This window comes from Pararhizobium mangrovi (genome assembly GCF_006516965.1).
Lineage (GTDB): Bacteria > Pseudomonadota > Alphaproteobacteria > Rhizobiales > Rhizobiaceae > Pararhizobium_B > Pararhizobium_B mangrovi.
In genome coordinates this window covers 11,826-32,643 of sequence record NZ_VHLH01000039.1, presented here as the reverse complement: position 1 = coordinate 32,643, position 20,818 = coordinate 11,826, and the positions used below count along the sequence as shown (strand labels likewise).

The 20,818-nt window shown below is 60.8% G+C and carries 28 protein-coding genes and 2 pseudogenes; 6 read left to right on the top strand and 24 right to left on the bottom strand.

Translation table 11 applies throughout. The features are described from left to right. Positions 1-85 precede the first annotated feature (85 nt). Together FJU11_RS16685 and FJU11_RS16680 are read right to left on the bottom strand one after the other, a co-directional pair. Complete coding sequence (locus tag FJU11_RS16685) at positions 86-790, bottom strand: hypothetical protein (RefSeq protein ID WP_141168215.1); 705 nt, start codon at positions 788-790, stop codon at positions 86-88. Then, positions 791-3,559 (bottom strand): phage tail tape measure protein, encoded by a 2,769-nt coding sequence (locus FJU11_RS16680; protein ID WP_141168214.1) that lies wholly within the window; start codon positions 3,557-3,559, stop codon positions 791-793. 58 nt (positions 3,560-3,617) lie between these two features. On the opposite strand from FJU11_RS16680, the gene FJU11_RS16675 reads away from it, so the two are divergent. Next, positions 3,618-3,920, top strand: a complete 303-nt coding sequence (locus tag FJU11_RS16675; RefSeq protein WP_141168213.1) for a hypothetical protein — start codon at positions 3,618-3,620, stop codon at positions 3,918-3,920. 39 nt (positions 3,921-3,959) lie between these two features. On the opposite strand, the gene FJU11_RS18480 is transcribed toward FJU11_RS16675, so the two are convergent. From FJU11_RS18480 to FJU11_RS16655, 6 genes and pseudogenes are all read right to left on the bottom strand, one after another. Beyond that, a complete protein-coding gene (locus tag FJU11_RS18480) occupies positions 3,960-4,436 on the bottom strand; it encodes a phage antirepressor KilAC domain-containing protein (protein WP_235891085.1) in 477 nt (158 codons plus the stop codon). Positions 4,437-4,481: 45 nt separating this feature from the next. Continuing rightward, positions 4,482-4,702, bottom strand: a pseudogene (locus FJU11_RS18805) (antA/AntB antirepressor family protein); the annotation flags it as partial. A gap of 275 nt (positions 4,703-4,977) precedes the next feature. Continuing rightward, positions 4,978-5,298 (bottom strand): hypothetical protein, encoded by a 321-nt coding sequence (locus FJU11_RS16665; protein ID WP_141168212.1) that lies wholly within the window; start codon positions 5,296-5,298, stop codon positions 4,978-4,980. Continuing rightward, positions 5,295-5,633, bottom strand: a complete 339-nt coding sequence (locus tag FJU11_RS16660; protein ID WP_141168211.1) for a hypothetical protein — start codon at positions 5,631-5,633, stop codon at positions 5,295-5,297. The genes FJU11_RS16665 and FJU11_RS16660 overlap by 4 nt, the downstream gene beginning before the upstream one ends. Beyond that, the gene (locus FJU11_RS18420) at positions 5,633-5,803 is read right to left on the bottom strand and encodes a hypothetical protein (protein WP_181408227.1); all 171 of its coding nucleotides are present in this window, start codon (positions 5,801-5,803) and stop codon (positions 5,633-5,635) included. The genes FJU11_RS16660 and FJU11_RS18420 overlap by 1 nt, the downstream gene beginning before the upstream one ends. A 69-nt stretch (positions 5,804-5,872) precedes the next feature. Then, positions 5,873-6,454: a phage antirepressor N-terminal domain-containing protein gene (locus FJU11_RS16655; protein WP_141168210.1), complete on the bottom strand. Its 582-nt coding sequence runs from the start codon at positions 6,452-6,454 to the stop codon at positions 5,873-5,875. 214 nt (positions 6,455-6,668) lie between these two features. Between FJU11_RS16655 and FJU11_RS16650 the strand changes: the two genes are divergently transcribed. Next, entirely contained in the window at positions 6,669-7,031 is a 363-nt protein-coding gene (locus FJU11_RS16650; protein WP_141168209.1) for an Arc family DNA-binding protein, read from the top strand. A 619-nt stretch (positions 7,032-7,650) separates the two neighbouring features. On the opposite strand, the gene FJU11_RS16645 is transcribed toward FJU11_RS16650, so the two are convergent. Continuing rightward, positions 7,651-8,508: a hypothetical protein gene (locus tag FJU11_RS16645; protein ID WP_141168208.1), complete on the bottom strand. Its 858-nt coding sequence runs from the start codon at positions 8,506-8,508 to the stop codon at positions 7,651-7,653. A 170-nt stretch (positions 8,509-8,678) separates the two neighbouring features. On the opposite strand from FJU11_RS16645, the gene FJU11_RS16640 reads away from it, so the two are divergent. Together FJU11_RS16640 and FJU11_RS16635 are read left to right on the top strand one after the other, a co-directional pair. Continuing rightward, a complete protein-coding gene (locus FJU11_RS16640) occupies positions 8,679-8,960 on the top strand; it encodes a type II toxin-antitoxin system RelE/ParE family toxin (protein WP_141168207.1) in 282 nt (93 codons plus the stop codon). A gap of 44 nt (positions 8,961-9,004) precedes the next feature. Beyond that, positions 9,005-9,304: a HigA family addiction module antitoxin gene (locus tag FJU11_RS16635; RefSeq protein WP_141168206.1), complete on the top strand. Its 300-nt coding sequence runs from the start codon at positions 9,005-9,007 to the stop codon at positions 9,302-9,304. A gap of 85 nt (positions 9,305-9,389) precedes the next feature. Here FJU11_RS16635 and FJU11_RS16630 read toward each other — a convergent pair whose 3' ends face one another. From FJU11_RS16630 to FJU11_RS16615, 4 genes are all read right to left on the bottom strand, one after another. Further along, a complete protein-coding gene (locus tag FJU11_RS16630; protein WP_456320053.1) occupies positions 9,390-9,632 on the bottom strand; it encodes a phage tail assembly chaperone in 243 nt (80 codons plus the stop codon). An 86-nt stretch (positions 9,633-9,718) separates the two neighbouring features. Continuing rightward, positions 9,719-10,132, bottom strand: a complete 414-nt coding sequence (locus tag FJU11_RS16625) for a hypothetical protein (protein ID WP_141168204.1) — start codon at positions 10,130-10,132, stop codon at positions 9,719-9,721. 14 nt (positions 10,133-10,146) lie between these two features. After that, a complete protein-coding gene (locus FJU11_RS16620; protein WP_141168203.1) occupies positions 10,147-10,653 on the bottom strand; it encodes a phage tail tube protein in 507 nt (168 codons plus the stop codon). Positions 10,654-10,655: 2 nt separating this feature from the next. After that, positions 10,656-11,117 carry a phage tail terminator-like protein gene (locus FJU11_RS16615; protein WP_141168202.1) on the bottom strand — a complete coding sequence of 154 codons (462 nt, stop codon included), beginning with the start codon at positions 11,115-11,117 and terminating at the stop codon, positions 10,656-10,658. Positions 11,118-11,133: 16 nt separating this feature from the next. Here FJU11_RS16615 and FJU11_RS16610 point away from each other — a divergent pair, with 16 nt between their 5' ends. Continuing rightward, positions 11,134-11,331: a hypothetical protein gene (locus FJU11_RS16610; protein WP_141168201.1), complete on the top strand. Its 198-nt coding sequence runs from the start codon at positions 11,134-11,136 to the stop codon at positions 11,329-11,331. Here FJU11_RS16610 and FJU11_RS16605 read toward each other — a convergent pair. From FJU11_RS16605 to FJU11_RS16570, 8 genes are all read right to left on the bottom strand, one after another. Further along, positions 11,324-11,779, bottom strand: coding sequence for an HK97 gp10 family phage protein (locus tag FJU11_RS16605; protein ID WP_141168200.1), 456 nt, complete (start codon positions 11,777-11,779; stop codon positions 11,324-11,326). The two genes, FJU11_RS16610 and FJU11_RS16605, sit on opposite strands and share 8 nt — an antisense overlap. Continuing rightward, positions 11,772-12,827 (bottom strand): head morphogenesis protein, encoded by a 1,056-nt coding sequence (locus FJU11_RS16600; RefSeq protein WP_141168199.1) that lies wholly within the window; start codon positions 12,825-12,827, stop codon positions 11,772-11,774. The genes FJU11_RS16605 and FJU11_RS16600 overlap by 8 nt, the downstream gene beginning before the upstream one ends. Further along, positions 12,827-13,222 (bottom strand): hypothetical protein, encoded by a 396-nt coding sequence (locus FJU11_RS16595; RefSeq protein ID WP_141168198.1) that lies wholly within the window; start codon positions 13,220-13,222, stop codon positions 12,827-12,829. The genes FJU11_RS16600 and FJU11_RS16595 overlap by 1 nt, the downstream gene beginning before the upstream one ends. Continuing rightward, positions 13,222-13,701, bottom strand: a complete 480-nt coding sequence (locus FJU11_RS16590; protein ID WP_141168197.1) for a DnaT-like ssDNA-binding protein — start codon at positions 13,699-13,701, stop codon at positions 13,222-13,224. The genes FJU11_RS16595 and FJU11_RS16590 overlap by 1 nt, the downstream gene beginning before the upstream one ends. 332 nt (positions 13,702-14,033) lie before the next feature. Next, positions 14,034-14,408 carry a hypothetical protein gene (locus tag FJU11_RS16585; protein ID WP_141168196.1) on the bottom strand — a complete coding sequence of 125 codons (375 nt, stop codon included), beginning with the start codon at positions 14,406-14,408 and terminating at the stop codon, positions 14,034-14,036. 53 nt (positions 14,409-14,461) lie between these two features. Beyond that, positions 14,462-15,475: a major capsid protein gene (locus FJU11_RS16580; protein ID WP_141168195.1), complete on the bottom strand. Its 1,014-nt coding sequence runs from the start codon at positions 15,473-15,475 to the stop codon at positions 14,462-14,464. 14 nt (positions 15,476-15,489) lie between these two features. Next, positions 15,490-15,837, bottom strand: coding sequence for a head decoration protein (locus FJU11_RS16575; protein WP_141168194.1), 348 nt, complete (start codon positions 15,835-15,837; stop codon positions 15,490-15,492). Positions 15,838-15,840: 3 nt separating this feature from the next. Then, complete coding sequence (locus FJU11_RS16570; RefSeq protein WP_141168193.1) at positions 15,841-16,977, bottom strand: DUF2213 domain-containing protein; 1,137 nt, start codon at positions 16,975-16,977, stop codon at positions 15,841-15,843. Between the two features lie 88 nt (positions 16,978-17,065). On the opposite strand from FJU11_RS16570, the gene FJU11_RS16565 reads away from it, so the two are divergent. Further along, a complete protein-coding gene (locus FJU11_RS16565) occupies positions 17,066-17,572 on the top strand; it encodes a hypothetical protein (protein ID WP_141168192.1) in 507 nt (168 codons plus the stop codon). Positions 17,573-17,576: 4 nt separating this feature from the next. Here FJU11_RS16565 and FJU11_RS16560 read toward each other — a convergent pair. From FJU11_RS16560 to FJU11_RS16545, 3 genes and pseudogenes are all read right to left on the bottom strand, one after another. Further along, positions 17,577-18,884 (bottom strand): annotated as a pseudogene (locus tag FJU11_RS16560) (DUF1073 domain-containing protein). Between the two features lie 42 nt (positions 18,885-18,926). Then, on the bottom strand, positions 18,927-20,231 hold the full coding sequence (locus FJU11_RS16550) for a DNA-packaging protein (RefSeq protein ID WP_210242906.1): 1,305 nt from the start codon (positions 20,229-20,231) through the stop codon (positions 18,927-18,929). After that, a complete protein-coding gene (locus FJU11_RS16545; RefSeq protein ID WP_141168189.1) occupies positions 20,155-20,667 on the bottom strand; it encodes a DUF2280 domain-containing protein in 513 nt (170 codons plus the stop codon). The genes FJU11_RS16550 and FJU11_RS16545 overlap by 77 nt, the downstream gene beginning before the upstream one ends. Between the last annotated feature and the right edge of the window lie 151 nt (positions 20,668-20,818).

Here is a 20,818-nt window from a genome sequence, read left to right as displayed (position 1 = left end):
GGCACCGTCCCCATGGCGGGATAAACGACACCGTGCCCATCAGCCGCCTCGGTCTCGATCAGGACAACCTGTTGAGGCTCCACATCTAGACGTAGTCCTCTACGACGGCTTCCATCATCACGAGCTTGCCGGGCTGCACGAGGTCGGCCGACTCGAACATGCTGCGGAAGGACGAAACGTCCGTCGCCTTGCAGATGATGGAGGGGCGAAGTGAGACGAACTCGCCCTTGTCGATGTCTCGGCGGAATGGCGGGGAGACTGTCACGAGAGGGTCATCACCATCCCAGCGATCAACGTCCTCGACGTGGAAGCACCCTCCGCCGATTCCGATGAACTTGCCGTAGCGCAGAAGGCCCGGCCACCGGCTTTCGTCGATGCGGATATGGTTCTCGCCCTCCAACGCAGTGCCGGCCGTTTCCACCGTCGGGTTGAAGCGGAAGCCAAGGCCCGAAGAAAACGGCGCGCCGGTTGCGAAAGGAATGCCCTGCGAGGCGTAGCCGGCCGGCAAGTCGAGATCGCTATTCCGCGCCACCTGCGACCACGCCCAGATGCCGAAGGGCACGCGGAACAGGCTGCCCTTCAGCTTTGAGACCAGCCACGAGTACGGCTCGAGGTTCGCGCCGTTGCGGTAGTCGAAATCCATCTCGAGCCGCACGCGGCCGCCAGGGATGCGAACGTCGTTCTCGTAGCCGGCGCGCGAGATGAAGCCGTCCTGCACCGCGCCGGAGACGGACACGAGCGCCTTCGCCGGCACGAGCACCGGCGGCCAATCGTAGAGCGGGCGGGCCATCTATCGGACCTGCCCGTGCATCTGTTGCTGGCCCTGATAGTTCCCCCAGTTCGACTTCACGTGATTGACAGCGTTCTGCGCACCTTTTGCGCTGGCGCGAGCCTCGGATTTCGTGACGTAAGTCTGGATCTTGCCGTCGTCGTCCACCGACACGCTGACATGAGACCGCACGTCGACCGCTTGCGGCTGCGCGTTATTATTGGCCGCTGCGCGCAGATGATGGTTCGGCACGACCTGCGAGCCGCGCGGCAGGTTGACGATCTCTGGTCCGCGCTCGCCAACGAGGGCGGGGCCACCCGGCGCGTAGTTTGTCCCGTTCGCGAATCCGAAAAGATGGCCGACGCCAGAGAAGATCGAGCCGAACAAGCCTCCGCCGCTCGAGCCACTGCCTTTCGCAGAAAACAGGGCGTTCGTGATCGATGTCGAAAGCTGATCCTCGATCTTGCCGATGATCTTGTCGAGTACGGACTGCGCGGCATCGCCGAATGCTTTCCAGATCGACTTGCCCTGCTCGATCGCGCCGCGGAACGATGAAAACACCCCCTTCACGCCATCCTTGACGCTGGAGTAGGCGTCCTTGAGCCGCTTCGTCGCGACTTCCTGCTCGCCCATCTCGGCGCCGAGCGACTGCAGCTCTGCCTTCTGGCTCGCGCTGAGCTTGATGCCTTGCTGCTTCGCCTGGTTGAGCAGCTTCTGCGTGTGGCTGTACTTCGCCGCCGCCATCTCGCTCATGCCGACCGTCGCACGCTCGGTTTCCTGGCTCGCGACGAAGCTCTCCGCGGACTGCGTGAGGCGATCATAGGCCTTGGCGGCCCGCTCAGCCTTTCGGGCGGCAGTGTCGGCAGCGGAGCCCGCTCCGCCTGTGGAGATTGTCGGTAGCTCAGTACCCGCGCCGCCATCATTGCCGAGCGCGTCGGCAGCATCCTGAATCTTCTTGATCGCGGCCGCGTCCGCACTGGTATTCGAGCGACTTCCTGGTGAAGCGCGTCGGCCGGTTCCTGGTTCGACGGCACCGCCAACACCAAGATAGTCGCGGCCGTAGCCGCTCTTAAAGGCACCGACCGCGCCGTTCACCGCGCTCTTCTCGGCATCCGAAAGCTTGAGCTCGCCAGCGCCACCTAGGCCGGGAATGATCGTGTGCCCGTTCACGGAAAGCCAGGGCTGATTGAGCGTCTTCAGCACGCTATTGGCCGCCTGCTTGGCGATGCCACTCAACGCGTCGGGAAGTCTCTGCCAGACAGAAATGACCGCGCTGTACGCGCCGACGAATGCGCCGATAATCTTGTTCCCTCCGATCTTCACCGCGTCGACGATGCTTACGCCGAAGATCTCCTCGAACTCGTCTCGGAAGGTGTAAGCGGCCGCGAGAACGATCGCGATAGCCGTCGCGAGCACGCCGAGGGGGTTGGTCATGATTGCGACACGAAGTGCCGTCAGCCCCGCCAACATTCCCCCGACCATGTAACCAAAGCCGGTTGCGATAGCTGATAAGGCTGCCGGCCCGAAAGCTACGAGCAGGGCAGCACCGGCGACTGTGGTCGCGCGAGCTACGGTATTCATGTTGTCCGCCAAGAAGCGAAGCCCCACGACACCAACTTGTGCAACGCCCCGGAATACGCCGGTCATGCCGTTATCGCCCATCGCAATTACTACCGACTGCGCCGAGCTAGCGAGATTGTGCAGATCCCCCATGAGGTTGTCACGCATGGTGTCGGCCATGCGCTTTGCGGTACCTTCCACGTTGCTGAGTTGGCCGGTGAGTTCACGAAGCTGCGGGGCGTTCCGGGTAAGCGCCAAGATCGCGGGGCCGCCGCGATCGCCGAATATCTCCAATGCGTTCGCACCGCTCAATCCGGCTTTCGCGAGTCGCCCAACGATATCCACGAGGCTGTGCGTTTTCGGGTTGACGCTCTCTACGGCGACGCCCATCGCGTTCAGCGCTTTTACGGCGGCGTTCGTAGGGTTGGCGAGGCTGGAAATAACGCGGCGCAGCCCAGTGCCTGCCATGCTGCCTTGCAAACCGTTGTTCGAAAGGACGCCGACGGCCGCCGCCGCATCGCTCATGGAAACGCCGAACGAGCTCGCGACCGGGCCGACGTATTTCATGGCGTCGCCAAGCTGACCGACATCGGTATTCGCCCGTGAAGAAGCCGCTGCGAGAATGTCGGCGACGCTACTCGCTTTGTTCGCAGCGATTCCGAACGCCGACATGATGTTCGATGTGATGTCGGCGGACTGCGCGAGCCCCATGGAAGCGGCTGTCGCGAGGTCGAGCACCGAGGGGATGGCCGCGATGGATTTCTGCGCATCGAACCCCGCCATGCCAAGGTACTTCAGCCCGTCGGCCGCCTGCGCTGCGCTGAACTCCGTCGTTGCGCCCAAATCCTTGGCCACATCGCGCATGGCTTTGAGATCCGCGCCGGTCGCTCGCGTGATCGCAGCGACCTGCGACATCGATTGTTCGAAACTGGCGAGCGTGCGGATGGTCGAGCCAATACCTACCGACGCCGCGGTGAATGCTAGGAACTGGCCCGCTGCACGCTTGACGCTCGTCCATACGAGATCGTAGGCGCCGGCCATCTTTCGTGCAGAGCGTGCGGCGTTATCGTTGGCAGCCGACGCTTCTCGCCCGGCCTTGGTCGCGGCACCGCCGAACCTGCGCGCACGGCTCTCAGCTTTTTCGGCCGCGCCTGACAGACGCCCGAGCTCTCCAGTCGCGCCCTTTACCTGGCTGCTATCGACACCCATGCCGAGATAGGCAACGTCCATGAGCTTGCTCCGATGCTAAATCACGCGGTAGCGTCCCGGCGGTAACCAGGAGGCAACAATGATTTCTCGATTTTTAAGTGCAGCGATGATTCTCGCTGTGACGGCATGGCCAGCTACAGCCGGCACGGTACACGGCGCTTACGTCGGTTGCTTGAATTCAGATATGCTTGATGAATTCACGACCGCGGCCGTAAATAAAGATGCTCGGCAAATGGCTGCGCTATTCAATCACGGTTGTTATAGTATCGAAGGACGAGAATACTCGGTTGTTGATCGTGGGTTCATTACCAGCACTATCCGAGTGTACGCCGGCGGCGGCTCGATCAAACTCATTGCACCAAGTGAGGCTTTAAAAGATTGACATGAGGGCGGGGCGGTGAAGTTGCCGCCCCACTCCGTTTCAAGCTACGCGCATTCGAAGGTTGTCGGGCGCGCGATCGTCGAGGTACTTGAGCCCCTTCGGCGTGATGAACGCCTGCGGGCGAACCTTGTCGTCGACCATCGTCGTCTTCACCTCGAAGATACCCATCTGGATGTACTGGACGCGGGCGACGAGGCCGGTGCCCTGGTAAAACAGGTAGTTCTCCTTCAGCCAGCGGATGAACAGGTTCGGGCGGCAGTTCAGCGCCCGCGCCGCGTTCTGTAGGCCGTAGAGGCCGTCGGCGTTCATGAACTGGTCGTAGAAGTCCGCCTTCGGCTGGTTTGCCTGCACCTTCGATTCCAACGCCAGAACCTTCTCGCTGTAGGACAGGAGAAGGCCGCGCATCGCCTCGGGGTCGTTGAGGACGGCGACGGGATCGGGCGCTTCCTTCGCACGGCGTTCGCACTCGATGAAGTACTGCCGGACCTCCTTGCCTTTGGCGGAGCGCTCGACCATTGCCAGCTCCTTCGCCATGTCGAGCGAAAGGGCGTATTCCTTGGTTGGGCGGCCCCTGCCGGACTTTTCCCCCGTTTCGGGGAAATTACGAAGTCTACGTTTTCGACGAACCCGAACTGGTCGATGCGGTCCTTGATCCACGTCGAGAAGTCCTTGCCGGCCTCAAGAAAGCGATGAAGGCTCCGCGCGTCCACGGTCTGAACCGCTTCTCCGCAGATCTCCCCTTTTGTAACCAAGGGGAACTGGTTATCACTCGTTTCACTCATTGCCCGCGGCCTTTCTTCAATTTGCGGGTGGATGAGAGGTCGGGTCCACGGATGTAGAGTCCGCTTCTCCGACCGACGATGGCCACGGGGCAGTCCTGGCAGACTTCTTCGCCCCGTGGCCGCACTCGCTAAGCGCGAGCGATCCTCATATTCATCGCAGTTTATCCACCGTCGAAAAACGTAGATTTAACGGATTTTTAAACTGACCTAGCAATTTGCCCGCTTATCCCCCTTGTCCACAGGGAAACGTTGATTGCCTCCAACGGGCTGGCATTTTAGGTCAAGTAGTGCCGGAACCAGCGAGCCTCTTCCGGCCCACGACGCTCTTCCGACGTGTAGATCAACACCGCGCGGCTATGGACGTCGCCTTCGATAAGCTTCGGGCCGACTAACGCTCTGTGCTCGTCGTCGGTCTTTTGCACCCGCCAGCCGGGGTACTTCTCCTTCATCGCCGCTTCGATCTCCACCATGGCGGCCGCGATGCGTTCGTCCGGCGTGGGCTTTACCTTGACGGGCGCGGCCAGAGCCGAAACCGCGGTGGCCGCCCCGAAGAACGGCAGCGATTGAAGGATTGTGCGTCTTGTCGCCTTCATCACGCCGCCTCCGTTTCGCTATCATCCCAATAAGCAGCGATGCGGCGCGCTCGCGAGGCTCCGGCCGAAGCAGCGAGCCCGACTAATTCAAGGAAGCCTACTTCCATGCCAGTCCGGCACCCCGGCATGTCCGAAACGATTTGCGCGAGCAGAGGTGGCGCGTCTCCGATTTCCGACCACGCCAGATATTCTAGAGCCAGCTTGCGCCCCATACGGCAATCAATGTTGTAATTGCCCGTGGGCTTAACGCGCCAGAAATGGCGGCGCCCTTTTGCTCGGTCTCCTTGGTCTCGGTTACCGATGAACGTCAGATTGTCGATTGTCTTGCTATTCCCCATCACGCCATCTCCAGTTCCGCCGCGGCGCCGCCGTCGAAGTCGGGCTCGTAGGGTTCTGGAATGACGAAAGCGCCGCCCGTGTCGCGATCGGCGTTTTGAAACGCGCGGCGCAGGAACGGGTCTTCGAACAGCTCATGAAGGGGTGTATAATCGAATGCAGCTTCTTCCATCGGAGTATCCTTCCGTTGGTTGGAGTAGGCCCGCGCCGGGAGTGCAAGTCCCGTTGCGGGCCGCTTTTCTTACGCGGCGTCCTTGTCGGTTTCCGTCTTGATGCGGGAATAGTCGATCAGTTCGAGCTGGCGCTTCTGTTCCAGCATCGCCGGCACGGTCGGAAGCCCGAGCTGAAACCAAAGTTGACCAGCGGCGCGGGCGCCGAATGTCTGGCGAGCCTCGGTGACCATACGGACGCGCCCGGTCTCCGGTTCATGCGCTTCGGCATCGTCGGGAAGTTCGATCGGCTGTGCCTTCTCGCCCTTGTAGAAGTGCTGATGCAGAACGGAGTAGCACTCGCGCTGGTAGAGAATGACTTTCTCGCGAACCGCATCGTCCTTGATCCGGCTGCTATCGATGCCGAAAAGCCAACCGTTGACGAAATCCATTCGAAGGCACGTTACTTCCGACACGCCGAAAACGCTCTTGGCCACCTGCATGACACAGGTGGCTTCACGAAGAACCGGGTCGCGATTTAATCGCTGACGCTGACCTTCCCATTTCAAGTCGATCGCGTCGCAGATCGGCTTCACTGCGACGAAGACGCCGTCGTCATTTTCGAACCCGTAAAGGTCGTCTCCGCGGAAATTGACTGTTACGATGTTTCCCATCGATGGCTCCTATTCAGCCGTTGGTGGATGCCAGCGGACGGCAATCCGTTGGCGCTGTCGCAGCGGCAGGGGTATCGGCCTCGGAAACCGCCCCCGCCGCTGCTTCCATCTTCTCTCGAAGGAGGAAGATGATTTCTGCACTCTTTGATCGAAGGCTTTCCTTCGTTCGGTCTACGACCCACCGGTCAATCTCGGACGGCAGGTTCAGTTTGTATTGGACAGTCACTTCGCTTCGCTCCTTTCACCAATTTGGTGCAAATTAGCATTCACCAAATTGGTGCGCAAAGGGCTTGTTGAAGTTTTCACTATTTCGGTGCTAATTCGCCTTATGGCCAAACAAGACGATTATGTTCGCTACACAATCCGGGTGCCCGCCGATCTCTACGAGCGGGTTTCGAAGGCTGCCGAAGGTTCATCTCGCTCCGTCAATGCCGAAATCAATGAGCGCCTCGAATCTTCATTCACTGGCGGAATCGGCACCGGAACGCCCTTGACGGTTGAGGCACTGCGCGAGGAGGGCAGAAAGGTCGAAGAACTACTCCGGGCCATTCGGGAGAAGCTGGACGACCCCGAATGATCCGCCGCATCCTCACCAACTGGCTGCGCGAGCACGGCTACCTCAAGGGCGATGGATGAATGGCATCCTGCTAAGAGGACTTACCGTCGCCGACTTTAGTCATGAATTTGGCGTATAGATCGCCAAGTTGATAAAGCGAAATCATAGCACTTGTGAACTGCATTAGGGCGTACGATTGGAAGAACAGCATAGCTGCAACATACGCCGAGAACCCGTATGTATTACACGAAAGTTTGTAATTTTCCCATCCAAACACGTGTATTGGGATAATTAGAACAAACGAAAGTATATGCAGAATACCGTTCCAGCACATAAGAAACAAGAAATCTTGATATGCGGAACTATTCTTAGAACTTGAACTCAAGAATTTTATGAACTCGACACTTGGTATCGCTATTGCCAAGGCTATTGCCGTAGCAGTAAAACCGAATATTATTGAGTCGTATGATGAAAATAACAAAGCAAATCCACTTAGACTTAAAATGCCGATTTGGGAATTGAAATAGAAGAATGCGAATGTTACAACGGCAGCGACATAGATATGACTAGCTAGTACTATTCTTTTTGAATTATTAAGCGCAAGTCGCGCCAATATAAACCATAAATCCTCAACCATGTTTTAAAGCCACAAGCTTATGAAACTTCTCAAAGCTCGCAAAATCGAATTCTTGCGAACATGTCCGCTTTCGTTAGCAACTATATTTGCTTTTGTATGTTCAATATGCTTTTTTGCCCTTAAAGTCGTTTCGCTATCTTCGCCTCTACGAGTTCCTGTTATTTTGGCATCGCCTAGATAGGGATATTCTTCTTCGGCCACTTCTTTGATTATGTCGACTATACCGTCGTCCTTCGAAAGACTTCCATTTCGTTGAGCGCTGACGTCCATCTCTACGCTACCGCCATTTGAAGACTCCATGACCTTAGATAAGTGGGTATGATGATCAGTCCACGTGGCATTGGGTTTGACCATTCTCACCCCGGCCACGCGGATGCGTTTGAAATCGTCAATAGCCTCAATGAAACTTGGGGCTGTGACGGCTACTAGTTCAAGGTTGAAATTGCCGTATTCGGGCGAGTTTCTTTTAACGATTCCCTCGATCGCCTGCGCGATAAACGGGGCTTTTATACCTCTGCGGACGTATTCGACGGCAGCTCGTCTTGCAGAAGGCGTGACCACCATATGCGTCGCTTGGCTTATGATTTCTGCTTCGCCAAGTGATGCTTCACGAGTGCCGCCGGTAGATTGGTCATAGATCAGAGTTGAGTCTGCAGGGTCGCCTTCGGTAATCTGGATGAACCAACCTTCTTTTAATGGCTCAACAATAGGAAACCCTACGACGATACCTCTGACCCGGACGACACGTTGAGCGCGAGGGACATCGTGCAATCGTACGAAAATTTCTTCGTAGTCGATGTCATCGCCCGGGTGAGCGTGCATAGCAAATAGTTCAATTTTCCGGACCACGGTCTTCGACATGCATCCTCCCCAATCACAAAGTGTGACTTAAGGGCATGCATCCCACTGCTGTCGAGTCCCTAAGCTAGACGGCAGTTAAGCCACCCTCCCCCTTTTGTATCACAGAATGATACATTCCGCTTGATCTCTCCAACGTATCATGGCATGATACATACATAGAGAGGCAAGCAATGATCCGTTCCTTCAAAGACAAGACCACCGAGACGGTCGCCAAGGGCAAATGCCCGAAAGGCTTCCCGGCTGATCTAGTCAAGGGCGCGGTCCGCAAGCTGACGATGATCGACGCTGCGATGGTTCTCGACGATCTTCGTTCACCGCCGGGCAACCGGCTCGAAGCCCTGCATGGCGACCGCGAAGGCCAGCATTCGATCCGTATCAACGACCAATGGCGCGTCTGCTTCGTCTGGACCGACGCCGGTGCCGAAAACGTGGAGATCGCCGACTACCACTAGATTCCAATGCTGATCCTGCGCCGAGAAACAACAAGGAGGTTGTCATGGCACTCAGTATTCTACCGCCCGTTCACCCTGGCGAAATCCTTCGCGAGGAATACCTCGTTCCGCTCGGCATGAGCGCCGGCGCGCTGGCAAAGCGTCTTGGCGTACCGCGTACCCGCATTGAGCGACTGGTCAAAGAGGATACCCCGGTCACAACCGATACCGCTCTTCGTCTCGCCCGGTTCTTCCGCACGACGCCCGAGTTCTGGATGAACATGCAGACTAGCTACGACCTCAAGGTCGAGGCGGCGGCGAAGAAGGACGACCTCGACAGCATTGAAGAGCTTGAGCCTGCGTAGCCGCCCTTTTCCGCCTGCCTTCGCGCCTCATTCGCCCTTCCCAAACATCGCCTTGAACCCGCCAGACGTCAGCGGCGGCGGATCATCAGCCCTGCTCCGTTTCCCGTCGCGCCTCATTCGCCGCCATCTCGTCGCCGACCGCCGACCGATAGACCGCATCCATGTCGAGCAGGATGCCGTACTCCGCGCGTCGGATGATCGTGCCCGTCAGGTCCGCCCAGCCGCGCATGTCGTGCGGCCGAATGGCGTCGGGACCGTTCATGCCTTGCGAACGAAGCCCGTTCATTGACCAGAACGTGTCCCAGAGGAACGCGCCCTCGTCCGGCACAACCGCGTCGGGACTGTCGATGCCGAAGCGCTCGTTGCGCTGCCGGCGCGTTTCCCCATTATGGTCCTGCGTCTCGTAGCGGACCGTCAGACGGACCGCTTCCCGGAGCTCGTCGCCGAGGCCGGCGTAAAATTCGAGATGTCGTTGGCCGCCTCATTGACCTGGCCGAAAATCCAGCCTTCCGAATGCGGAATTTCGGTAGCCTTCTCCGTCGAGAACTCGGGCTTCTCACCATGCCAGGTGTTATCGCCCCAGTCCCATCCGGCGATGCAGGCGGCGACCTTCTCGACCTCACGATCGATCTCGGCGCTGCCCTTGATCATCTTGCCTCGCTGCCGGCGCTCGTAGAGCTTGTCGAGCTGCTTGCGGAGCACTCGCTTTGCCTCGTCGCTTTCGACGGAGCGGATCTGCACGGTGATGCCGATCTTCTCCTCGGTGACGGGGTGCACGAGCTCGAGCGGGTAATGGTGCTCGTAGTTGACGAGGTTGGAAACGTCCATAAATCAGGCCTCCTTTACGAGCCGGATGCGGGCTTGGGGTCGACCACGATCTCGCTCTGGACCAGGCCGAGTTTGAACTGCTCGAGGATGAAGTCCTCGTTGCCGCCGTTGGGCCGCATGGGGCCGGTGACGAGGCCCCGGTTGTAGTAGGTCGAGCCCGTGCCGCCGGCTTCCGGCGCGTCCTTGTCGACGGCCTTGAACGCATAGTAGGCGCCTGTCTTCGCGGCGGCGCGCATGGCCTGCTGGCCGGGATCGGAAGATGTGCGGGCGCATTCGATGGTCGGATCGCCGGCGTTGGTGATGCCCTTGTTCTTCTGCGTGACCTCGGTCGCGAGCTCGTCGTAGTTCACGACGTTCGTATCGTCGCCGGTCTGGCCGATGTTGCCAACGTGCTTGACCTCGGTCCACGCCAGCGCCTCGTACTCTTCCTGCGATAGGTCGGTGGGCTTCCGAACGGGCTTGGTGCCGCCCTCGGTTTCGACCGCGATGAAGAACTTGCGGCCCTTGTTGGTCCTTGCCATGGTCAGGCTCCTTTCTGAGGGAAATCGAATGGCACGAAGCACTGCCACCGCATGGTGACCTGCATCTCGTACCGGTTGCTGTCGGGGTTCCAGTCGCCGCCGCCGACGGACGGCTGCTCGTAGATTTCAATGATCAGGCCGCTACGGCGGAGCTGCGTGCCCATCGCGAAGTGATCGGCGATCGCACCTGCCACCTTCGAGGGCGTGATCGCGCCGCGCCCCTCCTGAAAGCTTACAGCCAACACCAGAAGGCCGCGGTGCCAGGTCTCGTCATCGTCGGCAAGCCATGGGTTCTGATTGCGGTTCGGGACAACGTCCACGCGCAGATAGCTAGCCGGGAGAGCCTCACCCGATGGGGGGAACTGTGTGTTCGGCCAAGCGATTGATAGCGCCGGCTCAAGATCCAGACCAGCGACATGCGAAAGCAGTGCGGACAGAATTTCCGTGTCTGCGTAGAGAGCCATGTGCTACCCCTTGCTCATGGCCGATGAACGCCCACTGACCGACGATGACGTTGAGATGCGTTTGCACGAGATCATGCGGCAGCTGGTCGAGTGGAAGCCGAAGGCCGAAACCGATGCCGGCCGGGAGGCGCTACGGATCGCTTTGGTCGGCCCCTATGCGGCATTGTCGCGGCTTGAAAAGCAGCGCAACGGCGGCGACGATACGCTCAGCTGAACGCCACCTTCGCCGAAAGCCGGCGAATATTGCGCTGAACGATGCCATTCCAGTTTTGAACCGCGCGCCCGACGAACTTCTGCGGCGCCTGCCGATAGTACCGACCTAGAGAGTCCACACCATCGAAGCCGTTTTCGATGCGCAACGAATAGGCTGCGGTATAGCCCACATAGAGAGTGCTGCCGTAACCAGCCCCGACGATCGAAGCGCTGATCTCCGGCTTGACGTAGGTCTTGTCCTTTTCCGGCTGCGCGTCTTCCTTGATCGGCGGCATCGCCTCAGTCGAAATGTGCAGCGAATTGACGAGAAAGCTCGTGTCGACCGGCGCGTTCGTCTGCGCCTCTTCGATCACGTCCTGAACCGACTCGGTGTAGACAGCCTTCGTCGCGCCTTTGGTCTTGCGCACCCAATCATCGACCTGGGCGGAAAAGCTCTGCCTGCTAGCCATCCTGCTTCATCCTCCTCACCAGCGCGTCGATGGCGTTGATCCGATACTCCACGCGGCACTTGCAGAAGTTCGTCTCGTGCGGCGGCGCATCCGGGTCGTGCGGATGGTCCATCATGACACCGGGCGCGACGTTGAAATTCTCATGGAAGCCAATCGTTTGCCCTTCGAGCGCCAGATGGTTCAGTCGCGGGTGTTCTTCGGGAGAATGGTGCCACGTCTTCGTGACGTCCCGCGCGTCGACCTTGCCGTTTTCGATCTGCTGGCGCATCGCTTCCTTGCGGCTTGTGGCTGTCGCGCTCAGCGTTTCGTTCAGGCCGATTGCGTCACCTCGAAGCTTAAGCAAGCCGTCCGAATAGCGGTTCGTAATCTTGTCAACGAGGTGCTTCGGAATCGGCTTCTTTTCCCGGATCGCCTTTCGGATCGTGCGGTCGAACCGCTTATCCCGCCGCTTCCGGCCCAGGTAGCGCTCCAGAGCCTTCGGATTGCCCGACCCCAGTTCGGCCCGTGCCGACGCAACGTATCGTTCCTGCGGCCTGCTGAGCCCGATCACTCCGCCCTCGCGCTTTCCGGTAACGCGGTTCATGCGGCCGATTACGTCCACTGCGGTCTGGGTGGGGTTACGACCCGCCGCCAAACCTTCACTAAAGCGCGTGCGAGCGACCTCTTTCATATCGGCGGTGAGATGCGTGGTCAGGTTGTTCAGGCTGGCGCGGAGCTTCTGCTCGCCCATGGTGTCACGCACCCCGAAGCGCCACACGACGCGATCGCCACTTGGATCCGTCAGGCGGGGCAGGTTCTCGACGAATGCCTGGCCGCCGCCATTGTACGCGCCCTCGATTGACCGTTCGACCTTGCCAAAAGCCTCGGGCTCGATCTTCATCGCCCCTAAAGCCCCGTCGATGTCGTGTCGTTCAAGGCGCTCGACGACGACTTTAAGAACGACATTGTCCTGGATCTCTTGGATAGCGTCGAGGAAGGCCGATCGCACATCGGGTTGGTACTTCGCCAGCAGCCGCCGGATCAGTTCCTTATCCGAAAGCCGTGCCATCAGAGCGCGATGTCCAGTTCATACAGCACTGCGGTTCCGGCCGGCGCCAGCGGACGAACCGCAGAGATCTCGATCCAAGCGCTCGCCGCGTTCGCGTCACCGGCCGTCACGCCAAGTGCCACGCTCATGCCCTTTCCCGGCACCGTGCCCGATGTGGCATCCACGGTCAGAGTGCGCTTCGTCTGCCCGACAAGCGTGCCGGACTGATCGCGAACCTGCTCGTAGCCCTGCACAGCGTAGAGCGTGACGTAGTGCGGCGTGGCCGTCCCACTGTCCGGGTCGTACGGATCGCCGCCCTCGACCTTCGTGACGTAGCGCAGCGTTACCGGCCAGTTGCCGACCTCTTTCAGCGCGCCCTCGACTTCGGCGGCAATGGCGTTCCAGTCTTCGGCCATCAGACGACGAGCACCGCCGGAATGTTCGCCGGCGTCAGGATCGGCGCGAGCAACGCTTCGACCGCGGTCGATACCGGCACCATGGCACGATCGGCGTTGGCGTTACCGACCACCTCCCACTTGATGCCCTTCACCTCGGTAAGCACCTTGTTCTGGCCCGGCGTGTAGGTCGTGGCGAGCGTGCCGGGGTTCTGCGCCTCGATCCACGCCGCCTGATAGCTGGCGTCGATCACGCGCTGCGGCACGGTGACGTCGTCGAGGGCGTGGCCGTAGCGATCCACGGCGACGGCACGTGGCCACTGCCGATCCTGCGCAGCACCACCTGCCGGACGACCGGGGAACCGATCGTAGTAGAGGCCATCAACGTAGACGCTCGCACGCTGCCGCAGCACACCCGGCGCCGGCGCGCTATCGGGCATCGCGTAGCCGTTATCGGCCAGCCAAGCGGCGAAGCCTTCGTTGGTGCCGTAACCCGCCATTTCCAACTTTCCAAGCTATATGAGAAACTGCGGACGAAACCGCTATGAGGTAACAGATGACGCCGGGACAGAAATTTTTTCTATGGCTCTGCATTCTCGCCTTCGCTGTGTTTGGTGGGGCGGAATTACTGCCTTGGGTCTGGAATTAGTCGGTGCGATCGGGTGCGCACGTTTCCGGCCTCATTGCCGGCCTGCGCCGCTACCCGATCGTTTCGGTTGCTTCGGCCACAAATGAACGCTCGGCGAAGCGCCCGCCCCAGCCATCGTCAGCAACCGCGTTATGCCGTGGGATGCACCGGAACCCCGCACGGAGAGGATGGGGCGTTTTGCAGTTATTCGGCGACAGCGTTCGCCTGAACGAAAGCGGCCTGCTTGTCCGCATCCATGTCCGCGAACCCCTTCACGGCATTCTCGTGCATGGACTTCGTGACTTCCTTGCCATCCTTGTCCGTGACGACGTACCAGCCGGAGCCCTTGTCGGTGACGGTGTAGGTATCGGCAGGTTCAGACGCTTTCGCTGCCTTCTCGCCGCCGCCCGTCTGCGTGATCTTCACGCCCTTGAGCGCCTGCGCCGCGATGAAGGTGTCGCTCAGGCCGCCCTTGACGTCGATCGTCTCGGTCTTGCCCGGCTCGACCTTCGCGTAACCGCCGGCCGTGTTGAACGCGCGCGCCCGATGGTCGTTGTTCGTGATCTTGAACTTGGTCATGGTCTCATTCTCCGATGAGGGGACGGAGAGGGCGAACCCCTCCCCTAGCCGCGTCAGGCCGTGCCGGTGCGCAGGACTTCGGGCCGCTGGCAGAAGTACAGCGGGTTCGAGTAGAGCTCGCCGCGCGTCCAGAAGTTGCGATCACGATCCATGACGTTCATCGCGTAGACGTCCTGACCGGGCGTGTTGACGTACTGCATGGCCTCGAGCGGAGCCATCGCCTTCTTGAACACCCCGCTGGCGCCGACCGGGAAGAACTCGGCCTGATCGGGATCAACCGCGACGGTCTCGTTGTCGTCCGTGCCACGATAGTTGTGGAAGGTCACCCCGCCGAAGGTGAAGGCGCCGAAGGCCTTGTTGTCCCGTAAATCGGTCGCTGCCGACCAGTTCAGGTAGGTCTTCTCGACACTCGGATGCGAGATCAGCGCGTCGTAAAAGTCGTCGCCCGCCAGAGCGTGCACCGTGGTCGCAGGCGTGAACGTACCGCGCGAGGATCGGGCCATGGACCGAGTGAGATCCTGGCACTTCTTGCGTACGTCCGTCGTGGCCGTGTCGAGCGCGAAGTCGATCGGGTCGGGCTTCGTCACGTCGAAGGCGTCGAAGTAGTCGTAGATGACCGTCGAGCCATCAGCATCGAGCAGGAGGCCCTTCAGCGCGCCGAGGCGATGGTACTCGTGGGTGAGCTCCATATCGGTGCGGACGCGCTGCATGCGGCGAAGGTATTCGGCCTGCACCTGCATGAACTCCGTCTCGGAGCCGAACGCCCGGATGTTCTGGATCTCTTCGGCGTAGAGCGTGAAGCCCTTCGCGAGCCGGGTCGTCTGAAGCGCCACGGCATCGCGCAGATCCTTCTCGAGCTCGACGGGCGGCGCACCGGTCGGTGTCGAGGGGATCAGGGCGAGCATACCGTCACGGCGATCGACGAAGAGCTTCGTCGTACGCACCGGCATCGGCTCGAAGATGCCCATTTGGCCGAGCATCTGCGGCACATAGTCGACCTTCTGGATCGCCCCGGTAAGGGAGATCATTGAGAAGGCCGACGACTTGAAAACGTCCATGGAAGCCATGTTGTCGGCCCTCCTTATCGAACGGCGATGCCGAGCGAGTTGAGACCCGCCTTCAGCGTCGCTTTCTGGGTGTCGGTGGCACCGTCCGGATAGACCAGATCGGCGCCGCTCACTTCCGCGTCCCGCACGACGAAGGTGCGGTCCACGGTCTCGCCGGCGGGCACGCCCTCGTAGAGGATGCCCGCGGCCGTGCCGTCGACGGCGACGGGCGAATAGGTGCCGCTCGATACCGAGACGATCGTACCGGGCCTCACGCCATCGTCACCGCCGGCGATGCTGCCGGTCTCGCGCGAGCGATAGCCGTTTGCCTCGGAAACGATGAAGTCGGCGTTGTGCTTGGCTTCCTTCAGGATCTCGGCCATGGATCAGCCCTCCTTCTTCAGGGCGACGCCGGCGGACTGGAAAACGCTGTCGTTCCAGCCGGACGAACCGCCGTCGTTTGCGTGGACCGGGCCGGTATCCCGGAGCGGATCGGAGTTGCCGGTGTCGGCCGTATCCAGAAGGCCGTCGAAGCGCGCCTCGATGTAGGCCTCGGAACGATCATCGACCCACTTCTGGCCGAGCTTCGAAGCGACGACGGCCTTGCGAATGTCACCATCCGAAACGCCGGACACCTTCACGTTCGGGTCGATCTTCCGCGCGTCGGAGATGAGCTGCGCGCGATCCTTCACGCGCTTGTCGAGGTCTTCGTCGGAGAGAACCTTCTTCTCCAACCCCTCGATCTTCGTATCCCGGTCGGCGAGTTCCTTGTCCTTTGCGGCGATCGCGTCGGAATGCGCCTTCTCGGCGTCGGCCATCTTTCGGGCCGCATCCGTCTTGAAGGCTTCGATTGCCGGGGCATCCGTGGCGGCGACCTGCACCGCCTTGTCGCCCAGCACCACAGTCGACATGGTCATGTCGTGTCCTTTCGGTTCGTGGTCGTGGTGGTTAAGCGGGGCAGCGCCCCATCGGGTGCGGCCCTTGCCGCGGTCAGCCGCACCGTCGCCGATGCGGAAGTCGTCACCGGCGCGCGCCTTGTCGACGATCGCCAGGTGGTTGAAACGAATGCCGGTCTGCTTGGCCTGATAGGGCTCGCCTTCCGGTGTCACGCCATCGCCCCAGACGAGCGATGCGGTATAGCCGGCGGAAAGCTGGCGCTTACCGGCCTGCACCTTCTGGACGGTCGCCTTGTCCTTCACGATGAGCGGGATGCGCAGGCGGTTGCCGTCGCGCAGCACGTCGGAGCTGACCTCGCCCTTGCCGAGCCCGGCCCAGGTTTCCGAGTTCACACCGCCGTCGGGATGGTCGTCCGTGATCGGCGCGTGCGAGAGCGAGGCGAGGCTATCGGTCGAGAACACCTCTTCCTCGGGCCGATAGACCGCCACCTGGTCGAGATCGTCGCGACCCACCTCGCTGCCGAGATAGGTCTGGATGCCGGTGCGCAGCGCGTAGGAGTCGGCGATCAGATAGCCGTCAGCCGTCGTTCGCACGCCGGACAGCTCCGTCGCGTCGGTGAAGTTCATGGCGATGTCCTGAATTTCCTTCAGCGCAACTTGCCGTTGCTGTTTCGATATGCTGCGATCAATCGCGCGCAATCAAAGGAGGTCTCCGATGAAGCTACTTCAGCGTTTTACCGGCAGCGTTCTCGAAGAGGTGAAGGTCGGCACCCTTGTCGTAATTGAATTGGATAATTGCCCCGTTCTCGCAATCAAACTTATGGGCAACGGCGAGGAGGTCTTACTCGCAGTCTTAGAAGAACACGGTGATGACAACGGGCCTCACCTCATCACTATTCGCGACGTGGTCGAATGCCTCTCGTATGGAGCCGAATGGGTCTTCGAAATCCCGGAACCCGCATCGCTTGATTGTGGTGAAACCGGGTTCAATCAACCGGGCGTAGTCGCGTTCGGGAGAGCGGGTACGGGCTTAAGGCTTGGCCGAGATCGGAGCCGTCGTGGCGGCAGTCCTAGCGGCAGCTTTCTTCTCGTAGAAAGTTTGAAGACAACCACAGAACTTCAAGGCGCCACCTTCGGCACTTCAGAATGGGCTATATGGGTTTCCGACGAGCATCGGTCCGAACTTGGCAGCAAGCCGCTACTTCGCCATTCTGGCCCCTGAATAGTCATTGATCGGCCGGCGGTAGCGCCGCCTGCTGATCGTCGTCGTCCGGCTCGCCCTCATCCAACCCGCCATACTCCTCGACCGCCTGCGCGACCCCGACGAGCGTGCCGTCTTCCTCGAGCATGTTCTCCGTCGCCTTGGACAGAGCCTCGATCGGCAAGAGCGGCGGCTGCGTGTTGGTGCCGGCAAGCGCACGAACCGCATCGGCCTTCCGCTTAAAGATCTCGGCCCGCTCCTTCTCGCTCATCTGCCAGAGCGGGCGGAACGACCACCACAGATCGGCCGGGTAGTTGCCAAGGGCCGAGCGCACCGTCAGGGCGAAGAGCTTGTCCAGCGGCTCACGCAGCGTCAGCTCCTGCTCGGCCCCGATGCGCTGGTAGTAGTTCTTCTCGTCGCCCTCGCCGGTCGAGTTCAACCCGGTCGGCGACTGGCCCAGGAACCGAGTGGCCGGAATATCGGCCGCCCCGGAGACGATCTGAAGCTGTAGGCGCTGCACCTCGGGGAGCTGCGCGAAGTTCACCGTCTTCTGCTGGTACTCGTCTTCCTTGTCGAGCACGAGGGCGTTCGTCGTGGACTTCAGCCGATTGGCCAGCGAGAACCGATCCTCGATCGAGCGCTTGTAGGTCTCGTCGCGGATGTTCCGCATGAAGCCTTCGATGCGAAAGACGTCGACCTTGGCCTCCTGCACGAGCGCGGCGATACCCTGCTGCCCAGCCGTCGCGTCGCGAATGGCGATCTCGATCGCGTCGAGCACGCTGTCGCCCCACCGATCGACAAGCTGATCCCAATCGGTCGGCAGTTCAGCGCCGACGAAGCGAATGACGCGCTAGGGATGGATGATCACCAGGCCACGCGACGTGCCGCTCAGATGGTAGAATTTCGGCTCCAGGTAGTTCGCCGCCAACGGGTCGGTCTCGATCTCGCCCGACTGCAGGTGATAGCGGTCGATCACCTTGAGGAACTGGATGCCGCCCTTGCCGACACGACGCGGTTCCAGCGGCCGCGAATAGTCTCCCGTGCCATCCGATACGAGCAGCGCGGCGCCACCAAACAGACGGGCGTATTTCAGCGCCTCACGGATGCGGCCGACGACGTTCAGGCGTTTTTCCTCCGCCTCGATCTTGCCGACCACCTCCTCGTCGGCCTTCCACGTCCAGCCCTCGCGCAGCATGTCGAAGGCGGGAATGTCGACGGCTTTGCGCACCATCCAGTTCGAGCGATACGCGTTCTCGATCTGCAGACGGTCGAGGGGTTGAAAGGCCCATTCGCCCTGCGCGCCCTTGTCCCGCTCGCCGCCGAGCCCCGACATCTTGTTGACGAGACCGCGGAAGGTGTCAGCGAAGTTCATGCGTTACCCCACGGCCGAAATCATGTCGTAGCCGGCATCGAGAAGCATCAGGTCCGTCAGCGCCCATACTCCCGCGTCGAGACGATCAGGCGATCCGTCGCCCAGGAAACCGTCGCCGGTCATGGAGCACATCTGATCTTCGAGCGCTTCGAGATCGGCTGCGACATGCCTCACGCGGTTCTGCTCGTAGAGCGCGGCCACTGGTTCGGCCCGAACGACCTTGCCGCGGCTGGCAACTACCTCGCGATACGACACCCGCCGGTCGATCGTTCGAATGACATGCTCGACCATGGCGCCGCCGTAGTTCCGTTCCGCGATGATCCGGTCCGCGCCGAACTCGTGATAGGCGGCAACGGCCCGCCTGCCCCAGCCGTCCGGCGAAAGCTTGCATGACCGATCCGCAAGAATGTAGCCGAGCCCGTCAATGCCCTGGCCCGCGACCACGATGCCGATGCTGTCGCCGTTGTCCTCGTCGCCGCCCGTACCGCTGGGGTCGATCGCGACGACGATGCGCTGCATGTCGGGCACGACCACATTAGCTCGCGCCGCGTCGATCATGCCCCGGGTCCACAGCGCCCCGGGCACATCGTCGAGGACTTCGGCGTTCAGCTCTTGGCGACCGAGCCTTGTGCCTTCGTACCGGGTTTTGAGCTTGGCGAGGAACTGCGCCGGCAAGTTCCCGGCATTGTCGAACGTCGAGCCGCGAGAGATGACCGTCGTCGCGTCCTTGATGATCTCCCTGAGCACCGGAATGGGCCGCGGCGTCGTGGTGACGAAGACGCGCGGATCCTCGCCGGCGCGCATCGTGAACTGCAACATGTCCCAGGTCTCGCGGGCGTAGCGATACTTCGCCAGCTCATCGACCCAGGCGGTATCGAACTCCGGACCGCGCAGCTGGTTCGGCTCGGTCCCGTTGTAGCCCAGCGCGATCGCGCCGTTCGGCCACGTCAGCCGCACCGGCTTGTATCGAACCGTCGGGGCTTCCTTTGGCGGATGGATCGCAATGATCCGCGCCACCATGACTTCCTCGAGGTCCTTCTGCGTCTCCGCGACAAGAGCGATGCTGCGATGACCCTGCGCCACCCGCTCGCGCACCCATTGCGCTCCTGCCTCCGTCTTGCCGAAACCACGGCCGGCGAGCGCGAGCCATGTCAGCCAGTCGCCACTCGGTGCTATCTGGTTCGGCCGCGCCCAGAAACGCCAGTCCCACAGAAGCTCCTGTGCCTGTTCGTCACTCAGGCTCGCCAGAACCGCCTGGCGTTCCGCTTCCGGCAGTGAGGCGAGCGAGCTTGCCAGCGATGATGTCACGGGCGCGCGTCTCCTCGGTCTGGATCGGGCCGCCGTTCGGGCCGGAATGCTCCAGCTTGTGCCGGTTCGTGTAAGCCTCCCCGACTTCCTTCGCCGCCTGCTCGAGCAGAGACGCGGCCAGCGGCATGTTCCCGCGTTGCTCTGCCTTCTCCGCCATCCGCTGAAGAGCGCGAAGCCGAACCGCCTTGTGGCTGATGCCGATCTGCGCCGTATTCTCGATGAAAGCTTTACGCGTCTCTTCGAAGAGCGTGCGCCACTTCTCAGAAACGCCTTGTCCCGCCCGCTTGGTGGGGTCGTAGCCCTCGACCGTCTGGCGGGTCACCTCGTGATCGAATTCGCTCCTGACCGCAGCAACCACAGTCGAAGGCGTATCGAAGCATGCGAGACTTTGGACGATGAAGGTTCTGACCGCGTCTGGCAGTTTGCCTTTTGCCATATGTGTGTCAGGCTCCGGTCAGGTTTAATTGGATAGGAAACTCGCGATATGTTTGAGGATGACGTTGTGAAGGAAGTGATCAGAAAACGTGTGAAATCGGGGACGCTCGTAAAGCTCGACCAGCGATCTTCCGAACGGTGGCACTTAGTTT

Bases quoted from the DNA above. Each gene is read 5' to 3' on its own strand.
- FJU11_RS16605 (WP_141168200.1), bottom strand. From the start codon at position 11,779: ATGGCTAGCAGGCAGAGCTTTTCCGCCCAGGTCGATGATTGGGTGCGC.
- FJU11_RS16580 (WP_141168195.1), bottom strand. From the start codon at position 15,475: ATGGCTTCCATGGACGTTTTCAAGTCGTCGGCCTTCTCAATGATCTCC.
- FJU11_RS16620 (WP_141168203.1), bottom strand. From the start codon at position 10,653: ATGGCAAGGACCAACAAGGGCCGCAAGTTCTTCATCGCGGTCGAAACC.
- FJU11_RS16645 (WP_141168208.1), bottom strand. From the start codon at position 8,508: ATGTCGAAGACCGTGGTCCGGAAAATTGAACTATTTGCTATGCACGCT.
- FJU11_RS16590 (WP_141168197.1), bottom strand. From the start codon at position 13,701: ATGGCGGGTTACGGCACCAACGAAGGCTTCGCCGCTTGGCTGGCCGAT.
- FJU11_RS16640 (WP_141168207.1), top strand. From the start codon at position 8,679: ATGATCCGTTCCTTCAAAGACAAGACCACCGAGACGGTCGCCAAGGGC.
- FJU11_RS16575 (WP_141168194.1), bottom strand. From the start codon at position 15,837: ATGGCCGAGATCCTGAAGGAAGCCAAGCACAACGCCGACTTCATCGTT.
- FJU11_RS18420 (WP_181408227.1), bottom strand. From the start codon at position 5,803: ATGGAAGAAGCTGCATTCGATTATACACCCCTTCATGAGCTGTTCGAA.
- FJU11_RS16595 (WP_141168198.1), bottom strand. From the start codon at position 13,222: ATGGCCGAAGACTGGAACGCCATTGCCGCCGAAGTCGAGGGCGCGCTG.
- FJU11_RS18480 (WP_235891085.1), bottom strand. From the start codon at position 4,436: ATGGTCGAGCGCTCCGCCAAAGGCAAGGAGGTCCGGCAGTACTTCATC.
- FJU11_RS16600 (WP_141168199.1), bottom strand. From the start codon at position 12,827: ATGGCACGGCTTTCGGATAAGGAACTGATCCGGCGGCTGCTGGCGAAG.
- FJU11_RS16585 (WP_141168196.1), bottom strand. From the start codon at position 14,408: ATGACCAAGTTCAAGATCACGAACAACGACCATCGGGCGCGCGCGTTC.
- FJU11_RS16680 (WP_141168214.1), bottom strand. From the start codon at position 3,559: ATGGACGTTGCCTATCTCGGCATGGGTGTCGATAGCAGCCAGGTAAAG.
- FJU11_RS16610 (WP_141168201.1), top strand. From the start codon at position 11,134: ATGGCCGATGAACGCCCACTGACCGACGATGACGTTGAGATGCGTTTG.
- FJU11_RS16570 (WP_141168193.1), bottom strand. From the start codon at position 16,977: ATGAACTTCACCGACGCGACGGAGCTGTCCGGCGTGCGAACGACGGCT.
- FJU11_RS16660 (WP_141168211.1), bottom strand. From the start codon at position 5,633: ATGGGGAATAGCAAGACAATCGACAATCTGACGTTCATCGGTAACCGA.
- FJU11_RS16625 (WP_141168204.1), bottom strand. From the start codon at position 10,132: ATGGACGTTTCCAACCTCGTCAACTACGAGCACCATTACCCGCTCGAG.
- FJU11_RS16615 (WP_141168202.1), bottom strand. From the start codon at position 11,117: ATGGCTCTCTACGCAGACACGGAAATTCTGTCCGCACTGCTTTCGCAT.
- FJU11_RS16635 (WP_141168206.1), top strand. From the start codon at position 9,005: ATGGCACTCAGTATTCTACCGCCCGTTCACCCTGGCGAAATCCTTCGC.
- FJU11_RS16565 (WP_141168192.1), top strand. From the start codon at position 17,066: ATGAAGCTACTTCAGCGTTTTACCGGCAGCGTTCTCGAAGAGGTGAAG.
- FJU11_RS16655 (WP_141168210.1), bottom strand. From the start codon at position 6,454: ATGGGAAACATCGTAACAGTCAATTTCCGCGGAGACGACCTTTACGGG.
- FJU11_RS16545 (WP_141168189.1), bottom strand. From the start codon at position 20,667: ATGGCAAAAGGCAAACTGCCAGACGCGGTCAGAACCTTCATCGTCCAA.
- FJU11_RS16675 (WP_141168213.1), top strand. From the start codon at position 3,618: ATGATTTCTCGATTTTTAAGTGCAGCGATGATTCTCGCTGTGACGGCA.
- FJU11_RS16685 (WP_141168215.1), bottom strand. From the start codon at position 790: ATGGCCCGCCCGCTCTACGATTGGCCGCCGGTGCTCGTGCCGGCGAAG.